Source organism: Alteromonas sp. CyTr2 (assembly GCF_947311905.1).
GTDB lineage: Bacteria > Pseudomonadota > Gammaproteobacteria > Enterobacterales > Alteromonadaceae > Alteromonas > Alteromonas macleodii.
Genome location: NZ_CAMZMZ010000001.1, coordinates 219,320 through 237,473 on the forward strand (window position 1 = coordinate 219,320; position 18,154 = coordinate 237,473).

The 18,154-nt window shown below is 45.5% G+C and carries 12 protein-coding genes and 5 tRNA genes; 14 read left to right on the top strand and 3 right to left on the bottom strand.

Features of this window, described 5'->3' with window-relative positions; all coding sequences use genetic code 11:
• Positions 1 to 22: 22 nt before the first annotated feature.
• A complete protein-coding gene (gene rnhA / locus QME20_RS00925; protein ID WP_014979088.1) occupies positions 23 to 493 on the bottom strand; it encodes a ribonuclease HI in 471 nt (156 codons plus the stop codon).
• 111 nt (positions 494 to 604) lie between these two features.
• On the opposite strand from rnhA, the gene dnaQ reads away from it, so the two are divergent.
• The 10 genes from dnaQ (at position 605) to QME20_RS00975 (ending at position 7,489) form a co-directional block, all read left to right on the top strand.
• Positions 605 to 1,324, top strand: coding sequence for a DNA polymerase III subunit epsilon (gene dnaQ / locus QME20_RS00930; protein WP_014976297.1), 720 nt, complete (start codon positions 605 to 607; stop codon positions 1,322 to 1,324).
• Between the two features lie 54 nt (positions 1,325 to 1,378).
• Positions 1,379 to 2,869 carry a TIGR03503 family protein gene (locus tag QME20_RS00935; RefSeq protein ID WP_281715267.1) on the top strand — a complete coding sequence of 497 codons (1,491 nt, stop codon included), beginning with the start codon at positions 1,379 to 1,381 and terminating at the stop codon, positions 2,867 to 2,869.
• Between the two features lie 215 nt (positions 2,870 to 3,084).
• A tRNA-Asp gene (locus tag QME20_RS00940) sits at positions 3,085 to 3,161 on the top strand.
• A gap of 31 nt (positions 3,162 to 3,192) precedes the next feature.
• Positions 3,193 to 3,269 (top strand) — tRNA-Asp (locus QME20_RS00945).
• A 31-nt stretch (positions 3,270 to 3,300) separates the two neighbouring features.
• Positions 3,301 to 3,377: transfer RNA gene (locus QME20_RS00950), tRNA-Asp, on the top strand.
• Between the two features lie 31 nt (positions 3,378 to 3,408).
• Positions 3,409 to 3,485 (top strand) — tRNA-Asp (locus tag QME20_RS00955).
• Between the two features lie 31 nt (positions 3,486 to 3,516).
• Positions 3,517 to 3,593 (top strand) — tRNA-Asp (locus QME20_RS00960).
• Positions 3,594 to 3,910: 317 nt separating this feature from the next.
• Positions 3,911 to 5,464, top strand: coding sequence for an EAL domain-containing protein (locus QME20_RS00965; RefSeq protein ID WP_039227048.1), 1,554 nt, complete (start codon positions 3,911 to 3,913; stop codon positions 5,462 to 5,464).
• Positions 5,465 to 5,565: 101 nt separating this feature from the next.
• The gene (lolD, locus tag QME20_RS00970; protein ID WP_281715268.1) at positions 5,566 to 6,276 is read left to right on the top strand and encodes a lipoprotein-releasing ABC transporter ATP-binding protein LolD; all 711 of its coding nucleotides are present in this window, start codon (positions 5,566 to 5,568) and stop codon (positions 6,274 to 6,276) included.
• Positions 6,263 to 7,489, top strand: a complete 1,227-nt coding sequence (locus QME20_RS00975) for a lipoprotein-releasing ABC transporter permease subunit (RefSeq protein ID WP_278346636.1) — start codon at positions 6,263 to 6,265, stop codon at positions 7,487 to 7,489. The genes lolD and QME20_RS00975 overlap by 14 nt, the downstream gene beginning before the upstream one ends.
• Positions 7,490 to 7,730: 241 nt before the next feature.
• Here QME20_RS00975 and QME20_RS00980 read toward each other — a convergent pair whose 3' ends face one another.
• The gene (locus tag QME20_RS00980) at positions 7,731 to 9,077 is read right to left on the bottom strand and encodes a dicarboxylate/amino acid:cation symporter (protein ID WP_281715269.1); all 1,347 of its coding nucleotides are present in this window, start codon (positions 9,075 to 9,077) and stop codon (positions 7,731 to 7,733) included.
• A gap of 114 nt (positions 9,078 to 9,191) precedes the next feature.
• Between QME20_RS00980 and QME20_RS00985 the strand changes: the two genes are divergently transcribed.
• Positions 9,192 to 11,741 carry an Ig-like domain-containing protein gene (locus QME20_RS00985; RefSeq protein ID WP_061485672.1) on the top strand — a complete coding sequence of 850 codons (2,550 nt, stop codon included), beginning with the start codon at positions 9,192 to 9,194 and terminating at the stop codon, positions 11,739 to 11,741.
• Between the two features lie 78 nt (positions 11,742 to 11,819).
• Here QME20_RS00985 and astB read toward each other — a convergent pair whose 3' ends face one another.
• Positions 11,820 to 13,160 carry an N-succinylarginine dihydrolase gene (gene astB, locus QME20_RS00990; protein ID WP_281715270.1) on the bottom strand — a complete coding sequence of 447 codons (1,341 nt, stop codon included), beginning with the start codon at positions 13,158 to 13,160 and terminating at the stop codon, positions 11,820 to 11,822.
• Between the two features lie 395 nt (positions 13,161 to 13,555).
• Between astB and topA the strand changes: the two genes are divergently transcribed.
• The 3 genes from topA (at position 13,556) to QME20_RS01005 (ending at position 18,089) form a co-directional block, all read left to right on the top strand.
• Positions 13,556 to 16,210 carry a type I DNA topoisomerase gene (gene topA / locus QME20_RS00995; protein WP_281715271.1) on the top strand — a complete coding sequence of 885 codons (2,655 nt, stop codon included), beginning with the start codon at positions 13,556 to 13,558 and terminating at the stop codon, positions 16,208 to 16,210.
• 139 nt (positions 16,211 to 16,349) lie between these two features.
• Complete coding sequence (locus QME20_RS01000) at positions 16,350 to 16,901, top strand: DUF2058 domain-containing protein (RefSeq protein ID WP_014976306.1); 552 nt, start codon at positions 16,350 to 16,352, stop codon at positions 16,899 to 16,901.
• Positions 16,902 to 17,249: 348 nt separating this feature from the next.
• Entirely contained in the window at positions 17,250 to 18,089 is an 840-nt protein-coding gene (locus QME20_RS01005; protein WP_239239922.1) for a leishmanolysin-related zinc metalloendopeptidase, read from the top strand.
• The last annotated feature ends 65 nt before the right edge of the window (positions 18,090 to 18,154 follow it).

Below are 18,154 nucleotides of genomic sequence, written 5' to 3' on the forward strand. Positions count from 1 at the left end.
ACGCGCTTTGCAGTAAGCTTATCTAATTGCCAACGAAGCCTTCGTCGGGTTTCGTTGGATTGGCTTCTGCCGCATTGCGGGCCAGGTCGTCACAGCGCTCATTTTCAGGGTGCCCCGAATGGCCTTTTACCCAATGCCAGTTTACCTGATGCTTTTTTACCGCTTCATCTAGTCGCTTCCACAAATCTGCGTTCTTGACGGGTTTTTTATCTGCCGTGCGCCAACCGTTCTTGCGCCAGTTATGGATCCACTGATTAATACCATTTTTTACGTACTGGCTGTCGGTAGTTAATTCAACGTTGCACGGTTCGTTTAAACTATTAAGCGCTTCGATAGGGGCTAATAGTTCCATACGGTTATTAGTTGTGTGGGCAAAGCCGTCGCTCAACTCTTTCCTATGCTGCTTGTAAATCAGTACAGCTCCGTACCCGCCCGGTCCAGGGTTGCCTAAGCACGAGCCGTCGGTGTATATATGAATGGTCTTTTGAGCCACAGCGTTTCCTTTGATTTAACTGGCTTAATTTATATTATCTTTTCCCTTAGCGGTTTGCGAAGGGGTTGATATACTATCAAAAAATGAAAGTGTAATTATAGTAGAGGTTCCATGCGCCAAATTGTTCTCGATACTGAAACCACAGGTATTGACCCCAAAGAAGGCCACCGCATTATCGAAATAGGGTGTGTTGAAGTTGTTAACCGCCGATTGACGGGGAATCACTTTCACGTTTACATCAATCCGGGCCGTCACATTGAACAAGAGGCAATTGAAGTCCACGGTATAACCAATGAATTTCTTGCCGACAAGCCTACCTTTTCTCAAGTGGCTCAGGAGTTTGTGAGCTTTATCAAAGGGGCACAGTTAGTCATTCACAATGCGCCTTTCGACGTTGGGTTTATGGATCACGAGTTTGGCATGGAAGCGTCTACCAAAGGCGTTATTACTAACCAAATTTGCGATGTTCTCGATACACTTACTCTTGCTCGCCAAATGCACCCAGGCCAAAAGAACAACCTTGATGCATTGTGTAAGCGTTATGGTATAGACAATAGTCATCGTACCCTTCACGGCGCTTTGCTGGATGCGGAAATCCTGGCAGATGTTTATCTGTTGATGACCGGTGGGCAAACTAAGCTAAAATTGGCATCTAGCTCTGGCAGCGACGCTGACTCAACTGCCATTCGTAGAATTAACCGAAGCGCAAATAAATTAAAGGTTATTAAAGCCTCCGCCGATGAAATAACACAGCATGAGGCCCGCTTGGATATTGTCGAAAAAGCGGGTGGCAAATGTTTATGGCGTCCTCAGCCTGAAGAGGTGTCTTAGCAGAACATAATCAAACAGAACTAAAATAGCCAAACAATGCAGGAGCAGCGTAGCGTGAGAGTGTGGTTTTATTGGGTAATTTTTTTATCATTGTTTATACACTTAAGCGCTGGCGCTCAGTCGCAAGAAGACGAACGCGACGCTGCAAGGCAGCTTGCTGATAGCGCTGTACAAAATGCTCAATCAAGCAACACAACAACAGATACATCTCCTCTTACAGAGCTTGGTGATGAATACACCAACTCCATTCAACTGTTACAAAACCGCTTTCGCGTTGACTATAACGTTAAAGAAATCACCATGGTTTTCTTTAGGGAGTACGGTTCTGCCCCTGTAGTGCTGGTTAGACCCGATGGTTCAAAGCTATTTCAAGGGCGCGTCGACGAAGAAAAGGTGCAGTGGTACGACGCTGATACCTTTGACATGATCACCATCAAAGATCCTGTGCCAGGGCCTTGGCAAGCTGTAGGTCAAGTATTACCGCAAAGCCGTGTAATGGTTTTGTCTAATGTTGAACTTCATGCTGAGCCGTTACCGAATGTGCTGTTTGCCGGCGAAATACTTAAATCCACAGCCTATTTAACCAACAACGGCAAGCCTATAGAAAACAAACAGTTCAGAGATGTCGTCGACTTAGAGATTGAGTTTAAGAGTACCAATAACCCTAACTACGGCAACTTTGGTACAAATGACCAGCGCATAGCGACATTTAAAGACGATGGGCGAGGGATGGATGAGCGACCAGGAGATGGCGTTTTTACTGGCCAGTTCAACTTGAGAATACCGGCTGGTGAATGGAAGCCTATTTTTCGCGTAAGCACACCAATGTACACCCGCGAGCAAATAGGCGAACTTATCGTCTTACATGAAAATCCCGTGTCTATTGATGTTGAAATGGATGGAGGCGGAGAGGGCTATCATAAAATTATTATTGATGTAGACCGTGAATTAGTCGACATCGAGTCACTGCTAGTCGATGGCAAAGTGAAGTTTCCTAATTCCGATATGCAGAATTTTTCGCTAACAGAAGGCGGTGTGGATCCTCGAGAGCACTTAATTGTCGCCTACGAAGAAGGAATTTTTAGGGTAAAGCTCACTGCTTACGGCACGACAATGGATGGGCGCGATTTTATATTAGATGTCCCTGAATATAGTTTTGTGGCAGAGGGACCAGCCGAGCCTGAGGTTGAAGACCCTTTAATCAATGGAAAAGATCCTATCGTTGATGGCAGTGCACCCTTAATAACGCAACCTGAAGTGCCACAAGACGATATGCAGCCAAATTCGGTAGAAGATGAAATGGATGATGGGACGCTAACCCTCATTCTGGTGGCCGTAAATGGGTCTATAGTGCTCATCGGAGTAATCGCTGCTGCTGTAATTATTATTATGCGAAAAAAGGCGTCTGCGCCTAAGCAAGCAAATAGTACTGCAAAGCCATCGGGAGAAACCACCGATGCTGACCTTACTATGGAATCTGAACCTAAGGGGTTTAAAAAACTGCTAGGGCTATTCAAAAAGCGTGAAAAAGCTGAAAAGGAATAGCAGGGAGACCAGCGCTTCAGTTTAAGGCGTCGCTAATTTGTTCAGTTTGAATTTTATTTCGACATAATGCCTATTTAACAGGCAAACAAACCGCAGATGACAATTTTATTAATAAAAAGCGTTGACTCCACATAGGGGAATACGTATTATCTGCGCCGCAGTCAGGGGACAGGGCAACAACAGCCAAGTCAACTCACTGATAACATTGAAGATGTGGAGCGGTAGTTCAGTTGGTTAGAATACCGGCCTGTCACGCCGGGGGTCGCGGGTTCGAGTCCCGTCCGCTCCGCCATTAATCGAATAAAGCGCGCTTCCCATTATTCGGAGCGGTAGTTCAGTTGGTTAGAATACCGGCCTGTCACGCCGGGGGTCGCGGGTTCGAGTCCCGTCCGCTCCGCCATTAATCGAATAAAGCGCGCTTCCCATTATGCGGAGCGGTAGTTCAGTTGGTTAGAATACCGGCCTGTCACGCCGGGGGTCGCGGGTTCGAGTCCCGTCCGCTCCGCCATTAATCGAATAAAGCGCGCTTCCCATTATGCGGAGCGGTAGTTCAGTTGGTTAGAATACCGGCCTGTCACGCCGGGGGTCGCGGGTTCGAGTCCCGTCCGCTCCGCCATTAATCGAATAAAGCGCGCTTCCCATTATGCGGAGCGGTAGTTCAGTTGGTTAGAATACCGGCCTGTCACGCCGGGGGTCGCGGGTTCGAGTCCCGTCCGCTCCGCCATTAATGATAAGCTTTTCCTTCTTAGATAATTCCCCCTTCTGGGGACATTCAAAAAGCTCTTTTTTACTCTGTCGTTAAAATTGCTGTTCTCGCAATCGCACTTTATTTATTCTTACCCCCTTGTCATTTAGCCATTCAAGAAATTGCTCCATTTCCCAATTGCACAATGTGACACTAGAAACATTATTCCTCTTCGATTAATAGTCTTCTATAAAGTAAAAAAATATCCAACAAACAGTAACATGCCCTAAAGTCGTAGTGTCTTTTTTTTAATTTGTACTAAAGTTAGGTCGTTCACGCTAAAAAACACGGAAATTATGAATAAAAGCGACCAAAAACAGTACTTTCTTGCTGATAATTTAAAAGCAATTGGGGTGTCATTGCTAAGCGTAGTGGGTGTGACCCTATTACTCGCTATCGTTATGTTTGTGTTTATTCGAGAACAAGAGGAGAGTCGCGCTACAGAAATACTAGATAATGTGCGCGTAGTATTTAGAGATGCTGAGATCACGCTCGATTACCTAAATGCGCTTCCGTATCAAACCTGTGAAATGGATAACTTAGCGGAAATGCGAAAAACCTTGTTTCGCTCTCGATTTGTAAAAGAGATAGGTTTTTATCAAAATAACGAGCTATTGTGCAGTACTTATTTGGGCATTCTAGAAGAGCCCATGAAAGAGGTTAAGCCTGATTTTTATACTCAGCTTGGCGACGCTTTTTGGATAAATACCCCTCTTCAGCTTTTCGATAAACAAGCTACCGGTACTATAGTACAGCGCGGACGTTACAACGCTGTATTGGATATGGATAGCGTCATTGGTTACAGCTACACGCAAGATTGGCAGCTGTTCTACAATGGCGATCAGTTTTATCATATGGCAGGTAATCCTAGCCTTGTCGGTTCTACCCTTAGCCAAGATGACATGGACGCACGCACTGGCTACTTTTCCTTACAATTTATCCAGTGTGATGAACGCTACAATCATACCTGCCTAAAAGTGAAATCTGATCACGGTCGCGTACTAGATTTGCACATGGGCAAGCTGGTGTTGTTTGTGTTTGCTATGTTAATGACAGCAGCGTTGACGCATATGCTTACCTTTAACTATTTAAGACGACGACGTTCACTTGAGTCTCGCGTCAGTAAAGGGCTAAAAGAACATAAGTTCTATTGCTTGTACCAACCTTTTGTAAACTTGGAATCGGGAAAGGTCATTGGGTGCGAAGTATTGAGTCGATTTGAGGATGAATTTGGGCCGATTTACCCTGACGAATTTATTCCTCAGGTAAAAGAGCAGGATATGACCTGGGAATTTACGGTTGATATGATTACCACCGCCATGAGAGAACTCAACGAAAACCCAGAGATCCCCGAAGGCTTTAAGGTATCGTTTAATCTATTCCCCTTCGATTTTACCCGCGAAGGTTGTTTGGACCTAGACTTTGTACTAGATATGAACGTAAAGAACTTCAAGTTAGTTTTAGAGATCACTGAAGATGAGCAAATCGCCACTCATAGTGCGGTGAAGCATATTAAGTCACTGAAGAGTAAAGGCTTTTTATTTGCAATTGACGACTTTGGAGTGGGTTATTCAAATTTAAGCCAGCTTAAAACGCTAAACTGTGATTACCTTAAAATTGACCGCAGCTTTGTTATGGATATGGAAGATAACAGCATTCGTTCATCACTCATCCCTCACATTGTGAGTATTGCCGAAGGACTTAATGTTGATTTGATTGCAGAAGGGGTTGAAAACATTGATCAATGCAATGAACTGAAAGGATTAACCATCGGCTTTGGTCAAGGGTGGTTATTTGGCAAGCCACAGTCTGCGGATGCGTTGGCCAAAAGCGTTCAAGGCACGCAGTAATACAGATTGATATTTACGTTTTAGCGCTGTTATTTTTCAGTTGGTGTTGGTAGTGTTTAACGCTACCATTCACCGTCTGGAAATTAAAGAAGAATACTCGCATGCAGGACGTGCTAATTTGCCGCAATATTAATAAAACCTATCAAGATGGCAGTAATGCTACCCCCGTTTTACACGATGTCTCTCTTTCAATAAAAGCTGGCGAACATGTTGCTATTTTAGGTAGCTCCGGCTCAGGTAAAAGCACCCTTTTACATATTCTTGGAGGGTTAGATAAACCTTCTAGCGGTGAAGTCGAATTCAATGGAAGATCACTCGGTCAATTATCTGGAAATGCATTAGCAAAGCTTCGCAATGACGAAATGGGCTTTATCTATCAATTTCATCATTTACTCGGTGAATTCACAGCGTTAGAAAATGTAGCAATGCCGCTAAGAATTAGAGGGCTCTCGACCAAATTGGCCCACGAGAAGGCTCGTGAAATGTTAGATGAAGTTGGGCTTTCTCACCGCGTCGACCATTTACCATCGACCATGTCAGGCGGTGAACGACAGCGTGTGGCAATAGCACGAGCTTTAGTTACCGAGCCATCAGTAGTACTGGCCGACGAACCTACAGGAAATCTTGATGACTCGACGGGTGAGCAAATTTATAAACTGCTTACTAGCTTAAGTGATAAAAAAGGGACAGCGTTTGTTGTCGTTACCCATGATATTACCTTGGCCGGGAAAATGGACAGGGTGCTGAAGATAAAGGACGGCAGATTAGCGAGCGATACGTTATTCAAGGAGAGCCAAGATGCTCGCCTTTGAATTGGCCCAACGCTTCAGAAAAACACGTTCAGAACAGCGTTTCATCTCTTTTATTTCGATGTCATCCACCATTGGGATTGCCCTTGGTTGCTTTGTACTAATTGTGTTGCTGAGCGTAATGAACGGGTTTGAAAAAGAGCTTACAAGTCGTATTTTGAGTGTGGTTCCTCATGGTGAATTATATAGCAAGAGCGAAAGCGGGATAGAAAATTTAGACGCGCAGCTCTATCGTTTGTCTCAAGATAGCCGTATTGCCTCTGTCACGCCATACACAGGGATAACCGGAATGTTGCAGTCAAAGGGGGAGTTGAAGGCAATTAGCGTTACTGGTATTCCGGTTAACAGTGTTAGCGACAAATATGCTGAAAGAGTCACAAGTGAGGATTGGCAACGTTTTTCGACGCAGAAAAATGGTCTCATTGTAGGAAAGGGTATTTTCGCTTCCATGGACCTTAATATTGGTGACATTGTTCAAATACTCATTCCCCAAACAACTCAGGATCTAACCTTCAAAGCCCCACGTTCAATTACGCTTTCTATTTCTGGAGTGCTATCTGTTGGCGGTGAACTCGATAACCAGCTGGGTTTAATGCACTTGGAAACAGCGTCTGAAGCTATTGGTATTTCATCTAAGTCACAAGGAATTCAGTTTACACTTATCGACCCATTTTCATCTTACGACACGATGCGAGATATAGGTTACAGCTACCCTCAGGGTGTTTACATGTCTGACTGGACACGTACCCAAGGCCACTTATATAACGATATTCAGCTAGTTAGAGCTGTGGTGTATATCGCCTTGACGCTGGTCATTGCCGTTGCTTGTTTTAACATTGTGTCGTCACTGGTTATGGCGGTTAGAGACAAACAGGCTGCCATCGCAATATTAAAAACCATGGGAGCGACGGATCGTTTAATTCGCAATACCTTTGTGTTGCAGGGCGTTATCAATGGCGTTATAGGCATTACTGTAGGTGTGGTTTTAGCGCTACTGGTAGCACCTAATCTCTCTGAGATTGTTCGCTTTATTGAGGTGGCGATAGGCATAGAAATTCTATCAGGCGATATATATTTCATCGATTTCCTACCATCTGATCTACATTGGCAAGACGTTGTAGTAACCGTGGTTGTTGCTATGTTCTTGAGTGTGGGCGCTACTATTTATCCAGCGCAAAAGGCAGCCAAAGTATCACCTTCATCAGCGCTTCACTAACTTTAAGCTCAATAGGGTAAGTAATACCAGTCAGCATAGATCATTACCTACTCAGCGAGAGTTAAAATGTTCGTAATCGCGGCGTGATTACCGCAGGTATAGTGGTTCTACATCAAGGTGACACAATAAAGAGTACGGACAAACTAACTAAAAAGGCCAGCAATTGATGCTGGCCTTTTTTAGTATGCGACTGCTTCTGTAAACTCATATGTAAATCGAGCTAAAGAAGCTTTTGTAGTCGTTATTTATTCTTTTCAAAATGTTCGAAGTCCACATCTTCCTGCGTCAAACCGGCTTTAGGATCGTTATAAACGCTTTCGTCCAATGCTCCTTCGCTTTTAGCTACAATGCACGACACCATACAGTCGCCTGTAATGTTTACCGCAGTGCGTGTCATATCCAGCAGTCTGTCTACACCGATAATAAGTGCGATCCCTTCAACCGGTAGGTTCACTTGCTGCAATACCATAGCTAGCATTATAAGGCCCACACCTGGCACACCGGCGGTTCCGATAGAAGCAAGGGTGGCGGTAAGTACTACCATCATATAGTCGCCAAGGCTTAAATCGACAGCGTAAACCTGAGCAATAAAGACCGTGGCAACACCTTGCATGATGGCCGTGCCGTCCATGTTAATTGTTGCGCCTAGCGGCAGGGTGAACGACGATACCGAGTTACCTACGCCAAGCTTGTTTTTCGCCGTTTCCATAGTGACGGGCAAGGTAGCGCTACTGCTTGAGGTACTAAATGCGAATAGCGCAGCGTCACGCATTTTTTTCATCAAGATAACAGGGTTTAATCCCGATAAAGCTTTTAGCAGCACTGAGTAGGTTACCAGGCCGTGAAGGATTAACACGCCAAATACTAAGAAGAAATATTTCGCCAGGCTCAGAATTGTTTCGCCACCTATAGTGGAGAAGAGTTTCGCCATCAACACGTACACGCCGTAAGGCGCTAAGTTCATGATGATGGTAACAAGACGCATGATTACCGTATTAATATCTTCAAAGATAGCGGTCAGACGCTTGCCCGCATCACCTGTCATCGCCATAGCTATACCAAACAGTACGGCGAACACAATGATCTGTAGCATGTTGCCCTGTGCCATTGAGTTAATTGGGTTGCTTGGGAACATGTTAACGATAACGTCAGACAGGCTAGGGGCCTCTTTCGCTTGGAAAGTAGTTTCTGTTGTTAGATTTAGCCCATCACCCGGAGACACCACTAAAGCTATACTCATGGCTAGTGTTATGGCAATGGCGGTTGTGACAACATAGAGTCCGACTGACTTTGCACCAAGTCTTCCCAATTTACTAGGGTCAGACAGTGTGCTGGTTCCGCAAATTAAGGAAACAAACACAAGAGGAACCACAAGCATTTTTAAGCTGGCAATAAATATTTGGCCGAGAGTGGAAAATATACCTTCTACAAGAATGTTATACGTTGAGAACGCTAAACCGAATATCGAAAACGTAAAATCTCCGCTATCATCAAACAATAATTGGAGAAAGACACCAGTCAAGATACCGGCAGCCATGCCGATAAAGATGCGGGCGGTTAAACTATATTTATGTGCAGATGAAGACATTAATGTTCCCTGTGCATTTTTATATTTTTAATCTTTCGTAGTGTGCCAGATTCAGTTGATTTTTAAACATAAAAAACGACGCAATTGTCAATAAAAGAGGTTCAGGAACGAATTATGTCGACATTAGCGAAAACGCTAAGCCTAATTAGCGCATTATTTATGCTAACAGCATGTGGTGGGGGCGGTTCATCAGTCTCTCGAGATAACACGGACAACGGAAGCGGAGACGGCGGTACCACATCACCAACCTATTCAATCGCTTTAACACTGGAAAATGAAAGTGGAGCAAGCGACAACAGCCTTTCTGAAGACAATAGTCTGTTTGTTGTTGCGACCGTGTCAGATCAAGATGGCAATCCGCATGCAGACGCGTTACTTACCTTTACGCTAAGCAATGAACAACTAGCCGAGTTTGGCAACGACACGGGAACGGCGCGTACAAATTCAAATGGTGTAGCCCGATTACGCCTTAATGCCAGCACGGCTTCTGGAGATGGCGAAATTACCGCTGCGCTCGGTAGCGGCGAAACGGGAACTACTACGTTTTCAGCCACAGCGGTGACAAGCACCGACCCAACCACAATAAGTGTATCGCTAGCCTTACAAAATGCAGCTGGGGAAGCAGACAACAGCTTATCTTCTAGCAACGCATTGGTTGCACTGGCAACCGTGACCAATTCTGAGGGGGAGCCTCAAGCCGATTTGCTCCTAACTTTCTCATTGAGCAACGATGATTTAGCGACGTTTTCTAACGATACTGCCACTGCACTGACTAATGCTGAAGGCGTAGCGTCGATCGGTATGTCGGTGGGAAGCGCATCAGGGGATGGTGAAGTAACGGCTACTTTGCCAACGGGTGAAGCGGATTCAACTACATTCAGCTCTACGGGCAGTACAACGGTAAGTGAAGAGCCCGCGTCACTGGAGCTTTATGCTAACAGTATTCAACTCGCCTCAAGCGGTAGTGATGAAGTTGAGTTGATAGCACTGGTTAAAAATGAACAAAGTGTGCTGATGGAAGGGGTAGAAGTAAGCTTCTCTGCCGCATCAGGCGATGGGGTTGAACTTCAATTAACTCAACCAGAAACCGCCGCAGATGGTACAGCGCGCGCAATATTAACGTCTCAGAACGATGCGTCAAACCGCACCGTCACCATTACAGCAGGTGCAGGCAGCCTTACGCAAACAGTTGAAATTACCATTGCTGGTACAGAAGTCACCATCAACGGTGCATCGTCAGTTATTTTGAACGACAGCGTAGATTATACAATTCGTGTTCAGGACTCTGACGGAACATCAATTCTCAACCAAGACGTAGTGCTAAGTGCGGTTAACGGAACGCTTAGCAGCACGACTGTTAATACGGGCGCAAACGGACAAGCGACAGTGTCTTACACTGCATCAACGTCTGGCGAAGATACTATCACTGCGGCAGCACTTAACGCTGAGACAAGCTTTACGGTGCAAGTTCAGCAAGACGAATTTAACTTTGTCAACTTGCCTACAGAGGAAGTGCCGCTAGGGCAGACCCAAACTATTACGGTCCAGTGGCGTCAAGACAACACGCCTGTGGTGGGTCAGAATGTTACCTTTAGCGCGTCACGTGGTGTTATTGCGGGCAACGCAACTGTAGTGACCGATGCAGAAGGGCAAGCGAGTATTGATATCAGTGCGAATAATGCTGGTATCTCTTCAATTACTGCATCAGCGAGTGACGGAAGTGGAAATGTGTTGGTTTCAGCACTCACTCAGATTGAGTTTATTGCTACCACACCTCACACACTGATTGCCGATGCATCACCTGACATCATTGGCCCTGACGGTCAAACCAGTACCATCAGTGCAGTTGTTCGCGACGTTGATGGAAACTTAGTGAAAAACAGTGTGGTTAACTTCTCTGTATCTGACGTATCGACCGGATTTGTATCACCTTCTCAGGCAACCACCGACAGCAAGGGGATAGCGACCACCGTCTTTACTTCAGGATCGGTATCGACTCAAGACGCGGTAGTGGTTACTGCGTTTGTTGCTGACGACCCAGCCATTGACGACGAGGTTGTGTTAACAGTGGGCGCACGTGCTTTTGATATCTCGCTAGGAACGGGTAATGAGCTTGAAGAAGCCACATCGACTTCTTACCTGAAGCGCTTTGGTGTGTTTGTATCAGATTCTGCAGGTCAGCCCGTTAGTGGCGTCAACCTGACTGCGTCAGTTGCGCCGGTAAAATACGTAAATGGCGGTGAGTATAGAACCGGCTTTTGGGTATTCGACGATGATGCTTCTCAATGGGTTGCAATAGTAAATCAAAACTGTGAAACCGAAGACGTTAACGACAACGGTATTTTGGATACAACGCCAAGAGATGAAGATACCAATGAAGACGGTATGTTAACTCCTGGATTAATTGGAACCATCGCGTTTGCCAACGGTGCAGCGGTAACAGATGAGAATGGTTACGCGGAATTGGAATACCGTTATCCTCGCAGCTATGCAATCTGGTATGACGCTGTCATTTCAGTGTTCGGACAGTCTACAGGCAGTGAAGCAAGTGCGAAGATGCGTTACACCCTAAGTATCTCTGCTGACGACGTGACGGATGAAGGGGCGTCACCGCCGGCTAACCCATTCGGCGTAACTGATCAGTGTACGCTGGTCACACCATAAAGAGTTTATACTTAACAAGTAACAAAAAGCCGGCTTATAGCCGGCTTTCTTTTTCGCTTAATTTTAATCAGACTTAACTTATGCCTGTTGGAATGGGTAAACCGAACCAATTTTAAGGATTTGTGTAAGCTCATCAAGCGCAGTACGAGATTCAATTAGCAGCTGCGGATCGCGCAAGTCATCTTCACCTAATTCATCGCGATAGTGCTTGTCGACCCAAGTGTTTAGGCGAGCGAACTGTGTATCGTTGATTAACGTATTTTGATTAACTGCGGCAAGTTCTTGGTCATTCATCGCAACGCGCAAACGCAAACATGCCGGACCACCGCCATTACGCATGCTTTGTTTAACATCAAAATAATTAACCGACTTAATGGGCGTACCCAGAGTTACCAGCTTGTCTAAATAGCGCTTAACGGCTTCATTTTCCTCACACTCAGTTGGCGCGATGATGGTCATATCGCCGCTTGGAAGCGTTATTATTTGCGTATTGAACAAGTAGGTTTTCACTGCATCTTGCACTGATACTTCGGCAGTCGGCACTTCAATAAAGTGAAGCGGTTCGCTACCAAATTTAGCTTGAAGCTCTTTAAATCCAGCGTCTTTTTGATGAAACGCTTGCTCGTGGAAAAACAACACATTTTGGTTACCAACAGCGATCACATCGTTGTGGAATACGCCTTGGTCGATAACGTCTGGGTTTTGCTGCATGTAAACTACGCCATCGTCGTCTAGACCGTGTAAGCGAGCTACTGCTTGGCATGCTTCTAGCGTTTGGCGAGCCGGATATTTTTTCGGTGCTGGTTTGCTGGTATCAAATGCATGACGACCATAAACAAACAACTCTACGCCTGCCTGACCATAGTTGCTGCAAAGTCGCGTGTGGTTGGCTGCACCTTCGTCACCAAAATGCTCGTTATCTGGCAGGTGCTGGTGATGAGCAAAGTGCTTTTCATTGGCAAATGTACCGCGCAGGATATTGCCTGTAACCTGAGGCTCTAGTGAACGATGGAACTTGTTGGTTAAGTTTGCAGGGGTAAAGTGAACGCGACCATCGGCAGTATCGGCACTAGGAGACACAGTGGCGGCATTTGCAGTCCACATGCTACTGGCAGAACAACAAGCAAGGAAAATCTCGCGAGATTGCTTTGCAGCGCTTTCTAGCACGCGAGCATCAGAGCCTGTGAAGCCTAATCGGCGCAGTGCGGCGATGTCAGGACGCTCTTGTGGGGCCAACACACCTTGAACCATTCCCATATCGGCCAACGCCTTTGCTTTGGCTAAGCCTTGCTTTGCAGCTTGTTTTGGACTGCTCTTTGCGTTTGCGTTGTTCAGGGAAGCGACATTGCCAAACGACAAACCGGCATAGTTATGGGTAGGTCCTACAAGACCATCAAAGTTAACTTCAAACTGCTTCATACTTTCCCTCATTCTTGGAGTTTTGGCGCTCGACCCTATATGTTACTTTTCCATACGCACTGCGATTATTTTAATAGCAGCGGCAACGCTTTCGTTCTTTTACAGGGACAAACGATGCACTTCTTCACACCTGAACATGTTGTCAGGCTAGGTTGGAATGGCTGGCATTATACGGCTTTTAAGGCCAATGCCAATCGCGCTGTTTATTTATTGTACAGTTTTTGCGCGTGTTTAAAGCAAAGGAAAGAATAAGTATGAAGAAGATCTTGTTTTCCATTCACTTTGTAGATATATGTTAAAAAAGAGCGAGTACCCTATATACAGTGCAAGGTTGCTCCAATTTTCAGAATTTGACGTAAATAGTCATTAAAAATCAATAGGTTTAGTTCAATTATATGGCAAAATCACTGGTCATAGTCGAGTCACCAGCCAAAGCGAAAACGATAAATAAATATCTCGGTAAAAATTTTATCGTAAAAAGTTCGGTTGGCCACGTGCGAGATCTTCCGACGAAGGCTTTAGGCAAAGTAGAGCCTAAAAAACCGGCTAAAGAACTCAAAACTTTAAGCGAAGAAGAGCGTCAAGAATATCTTCGCCGTCACGAATATTTGAAGCTTGTAGACAGAATGGGTGTGGATCCAGAGAAAGACTGGAAAGCCCACTATCAAGTGCTACAGGGTAAAGAGAAAGTCGTTAACGAACTTAAAAAGCTTGCTAAAGATGCTGACACTATCTATCTCGCGACCGATTTGGACCGCGAAGGGGAAGCGATTGCATGGCATTTACAAGAGCTGCTAGGTAAAAAAGACAAAACTTACCAGCGAGTGGTGTTTAACGAAATTACTAAAAACGCGATTCAAGATGCGTTCTCAGATCCGGGCGAACTAAACATTTCTCGCGTCAACGCCCAGCAGGCTCGTCGATTCCTAGACCGTGTTGTAGGCTTCATGGTATCGCCACTTCTGTGGAAAAAAATTGCGCGAGGCCTCTCAGCAGGGCGAGTTCAATCGGTAGCGGTTAGGCTTGTTGTAGAGCGTGAACGAGAAATTAAAGCGTTTGTACCTGAAGAGTTTTGGGACGTACACGCAGATTTAACTAGCCAGCAAAAAGCGGCACTGCGCATGCTGGTAGCAAAGCACCAGGGCAATGCGTTCAAGCCTAAAAACAAGGCCGAAACTGATAAAGCGCTTGCTGACTTAGAAGGGGCTAACTACACGGTCGAAAGCCGCGAGTCAAAGCCTACGCAAAGTCGTCCTTCTGCACCATTTATTACCTCAACGCTACAACAAGCGGCAAGTACTCGATTGGGCTTTGGTGTTAAGAAAACCATGATGATGGCACAGCGCCTTTATGAGGCGGGCTACATCACCTATATGCGTACGGATTCAACCAATTTAAGCCAAGAGGCGTTGGACAGTGCTCGTGCGTACATTTCAGATAATTTTGGTGACAAGTACCTGCCTGATTCGCCAAATCGCTACGGCAGTAAAGAAGGTGCGCAAGAGGCGCACGAAGCGATCCGTCCTTCAAACGTGAGCATAAGTGCTGCAAGTTTAGGCGATATGGAACGCGATGCACAGCGTCTTTATGAGCTTATTTGGCGCCAGTTTGTGGCCTGTCAAATGACTCCAGCTAAGTACGATGCAACCACTATTAAAGTGGCGGCGGGTGATTACGAGCTGACGGCGAAAGGCCGCGTACTTAAGTTCGATGGTTGGACTCGCGTTCAACCTCAGCTTCGCAAAAAAGGCGAAGAAGAGCTCATGTTGCCTGATGTACAAAAAGGCGATGTGCTTGACTTAAAAGCGCTTGATCCTAAACAGCACTTCACCAAGCCTGTAGCGCGATTTAATGAAGCTTCGTTGGTAAAAGAGCTTGAAAAACGCGGTATTGGTCGTCCATCGACCTACGCCAGTATTATTTCGACGATTCAAGATCGCGGCTATGTGCGCTTAGAGAACAAGCGTTTTTATGCCGAGAAAATGGGCGAAATAGTAAACGATCGTCTGATGGAAAACTTTGACGATTTAATGAGCTATGACTTTACTGCCAACATGGAGCAGCATCTTGATGATATTGCTGAAGGCAAGAAAGATTGGAAGGACGTGCTCAACGACTTTTACAGCGGCTTCTACGGAAAACTGTTAAACGCTGAGAAAGACCCTGAAGAGGGCGGTATGCGCTTGAATCAGGCAGTGCCTGCAGGTGTTGAGTGCGATAAATGCGGCCGTGAAATGAACGTGAGAACCGCGTCAACTGGCGTATTCTTGGGCTGTTCAGGCTACAATTTACCGCCGAAAGAGCGCTGCACAAACACCATGAATTTAACGCCTGGTGACGAAGTCGTGAAAGTGGACGATGAAGAAGAGCTCGAAACAGAAGCGCTTCGTTCTAAAAAGCGTTGTCCTAAGTGCGGCACGGCGATGGACAGTTACTTGGTTGACGAAACCCGTAAACTTCATGTGTGTGGTAACACGCCAACATGTGATGGCACCTTAGTTGAAACAGGCACATTCAAGATAAAAGGCTATGACGGCCCCATTATTGAGTGTGATAAATGTGGCAGCGATATGGAGCTTAAAAACGGTCGATTTGGTAAATACTTCGGCTGCACCAAAGAAGAGTGTAAGAATACTCGTAAGCTACTTAGAAACGGTGAAGCTGCGCCGCCAAAAGAAGATCCGGTAGATTTACCTGAGCTTCCATGTGAAAAGTCTGACGCGCACTTTATGCTACGTGATGGCGCTTCGGGAATTTTCTTAGCGGCGCATAACTTTCCAAAGTCGCGTGAAACTCGTGCACCGAAAGTGGAAGAACTTGCTCGCTTTAGGGATAGAATTTCGCCGAAATTCTACTATCTTGCTGATGCGCCACAAACAGACCCTGATGGTAACCCTGCAATAGTTCGATACAGCAGGAAGACCAAACAGCAATACGTGATGTCTGAGAATGACAACGGTAAAGCAACAGGATGGTCTGCGTGGTACGACAATGGCAAATGGCAGGAGCAAGCCGCTAAAAAGCCAGCGACTAAAGCCAAGAAGAAGTAACGCCTTTAATTCGGAAAAGGTAAAAATAGACCTTTAATTGAAATTCACAAGCCCGACATTGTTCGGGCTTGTTACGTAGTTAAAAGACGGTAAACGTCTGCAAAGCGTATCAATAGAAACAGAGTAACAGAGAGTAATTATGGCCTCCTTACAAGACCAACTACTGAAAGCCGGTTTGGCCGATAAAGCGTCTGCAAAGCAAGCGCGTGCAGATAAACGCAAAAAACAAAAGCAAAAGAATAAGCAAAAACAACCTGTCGTTGATGAAGCGACTATTGCTGCTCAACAAGCAGCTGAAGAGAAAAAAGCGCGCTCACGCGAGCTAAACCAGCTTCAACAGCAGGAGCGAGAGAAGCGCTCAATTATTGCGCAGGTAAGGCAGCTTATTACGGTAAACAAACAACCGCGCAATGGCGAAACCTTACTTAACTTTACACACGACAACGTAGTAAAGCGTCTGTATGTGAGTGAAGAGATGCACAAGCAAGTGACAAAAGGTCGTTTGGCTGTTGTATTGTTAGATGACGCTTATGAACTAGTACCAGCCCCCGTTGCTGACAAAATTGCACAGCGCGACGAGGCTTCAGTTATTTACCGTGCTGATTTAGATAAGAGCGGAGCCGATGGTAAAGATGAAGAAGAAGATGATTGGTACGCCGATTATGAAATTCCAGATGATTTAACCTGGTAGGCCCTCTAATTGATTCTCGCAGCCGCGCTCTGTATCACAGAGCGTGGTAAGCGGGAAAGTAGACGTAAAAAAATTTCAATAATTCGCCCCCTCCCAATACGCCATTGTGCCAATGGCGAACGACTTACCGTTAAGCATTCTCTGTTAAAAAATTCAACACGTTGATCTTTAGTAATTTTTACTTTTGCCGTTAACAAGTAATCTTTCTCATAACTACTTACGGTTTTCTCTACTATAGTTTTTTTTAGTCCTAACCCTGTTGAGCTTTGAAATACAGCAAAGATGAACAGGCCTACGTTACTAATTTTATTTGCATCGAACGTTTTTTCTTAGTTTTGGAGGGGTGCCATGGGTGTCTCAATTAAGTGGTTCTTCAGTGTTGTGGTGTCGTTGTGTGTGTCTTTTTCAGCAAATGCAGGACTATTCAAAATTTCTATTAACGATCTTGGTGGTTTAACACCTTCACAATCCAGTGTTTTTGATGATGCAATCGCTTATTGGGAGTCTTACTTAATAGGCGTTCAAAGCGAGTTTAATCACAATATTGTTATAGATGCGAGTGGCGTTGCACTTGATGGTGTGGGTGGCATATTGGGTAGTGCTGGCCCAACGGGTATCACTCAGCTACCAGACAGCACTTTTGTTTATGCAAATAAAGGCCGCATGCGTTTTGATACGGCAGACCTTGCTAGCTTAGAAAGTCGCGGTACGCTTTTTGATGTCATCGTACACGAGATGGCCCATGTTATTGGATTTGGAACATTGTGGACGACCGACTTTTTTATTGCGGGCAGCCAATCTAACTACGCCAGCGGTTCAGGGCGTTACACCGGAGAGTACGCTTTGGAAATTTATCGTCGCGAGTTTGTGGAAAACGCCACATTTATTCCTGTAGAACTGGGGGGAGGAGCCGGCACTGCCAACAGTCACTGGGACGAACCTTGGCCTGGTGGTTCATCAGACCTGATGACAGGGTATTTGGGGCCATATCCAATTTCGTTAAGTGATACCACTGTAGCGTCGTTTGCTGATATTGGCTATTTGACTACGGTTACTCATGCAGTAAGTGAAGCCGCAACGGTATGGCTATTTCTATTTTCAATGGGACTTGTTGTAAGAAGGCATCATCAAAGGTCAACAGGCGCTAGTACACGTCGTCTACAAATTTTTCAGGCGATGTCGGTCTAGCAGCGTTGCAGCGCTTGCGCAGAACAAAATGCTAAATCTATGCTGGGCGAATAATCTTGAGTGAT

Bases quoted from the DNA above. Each gene is read 5' to 3' on its own strand.
- dnaQ (WP_014976297.1), top strand. From the start codon at position 605: ATGCGCCAAATTGTTCTCGATACTGAAACCACAGGTATTGACCCCAAA.
- QME20_RS00965 (WP_039227048.1), top strand. From the start codon at position 3,911: ATGAATAAAAGCGACCAAAAACAGTACTTTCTTGCTGATAATTTAAAA.
- lolD (WP_281715268.1), top strand. From the start codon at position 5,566: ATGCAGGACGTGCTAATTTGCCGCAATATTAATAAAACCTATCAAGAT.
- QME20_RS00975 (WP_278346636.1), top strand. From the start codon at position 6,263: ATGCTCGCCTTTGAATTGGCCCAACGCTTCAGAAAAACACGTTCAGAA.
- QME20_RS00980 (WP_281715269.1), bottom strand. From the start codon at position 9,077: ATGTCTTCATCTGCACATAAATATAGTTTAACCGCCCGCATCTTTATC.
- QME20_RS00985 (WP_061485672.1), top strand. From the start codon at position 9,192: ATGTCGACATTAGCGAAAACGCTAAGCCTAATTAGCGCATTATTTATG.
- astB (WP_281715270.1), bottom strand. From the start codon at position 13,160: ATGAAGCAGTTTGAAGTTAACTTTGATGGTCTTGTAGGACCTACCCAT.
- topA (WP_281715271.1), top strand. From the start codon at position 13,556: ATGGCAAAATCACTGGTCATAGTCGAGTCACCAGCCAAAGCGAAAACG.
- QME20_RS01000 (WP_014976306.1), top strand. From the start codon at position 16,350: ATGGCCTCCTTACAAGACCAACTACTGAAAGCCGGTTTGGCCGATAAA.
- QME20_RS01005 (WP_239239922.1), top strand. From the start codon at position 17,250: ATGGGTGTCTCAATTAAGTGGTTCTTCAGTGTTGTGGTGTCGTTGTGT.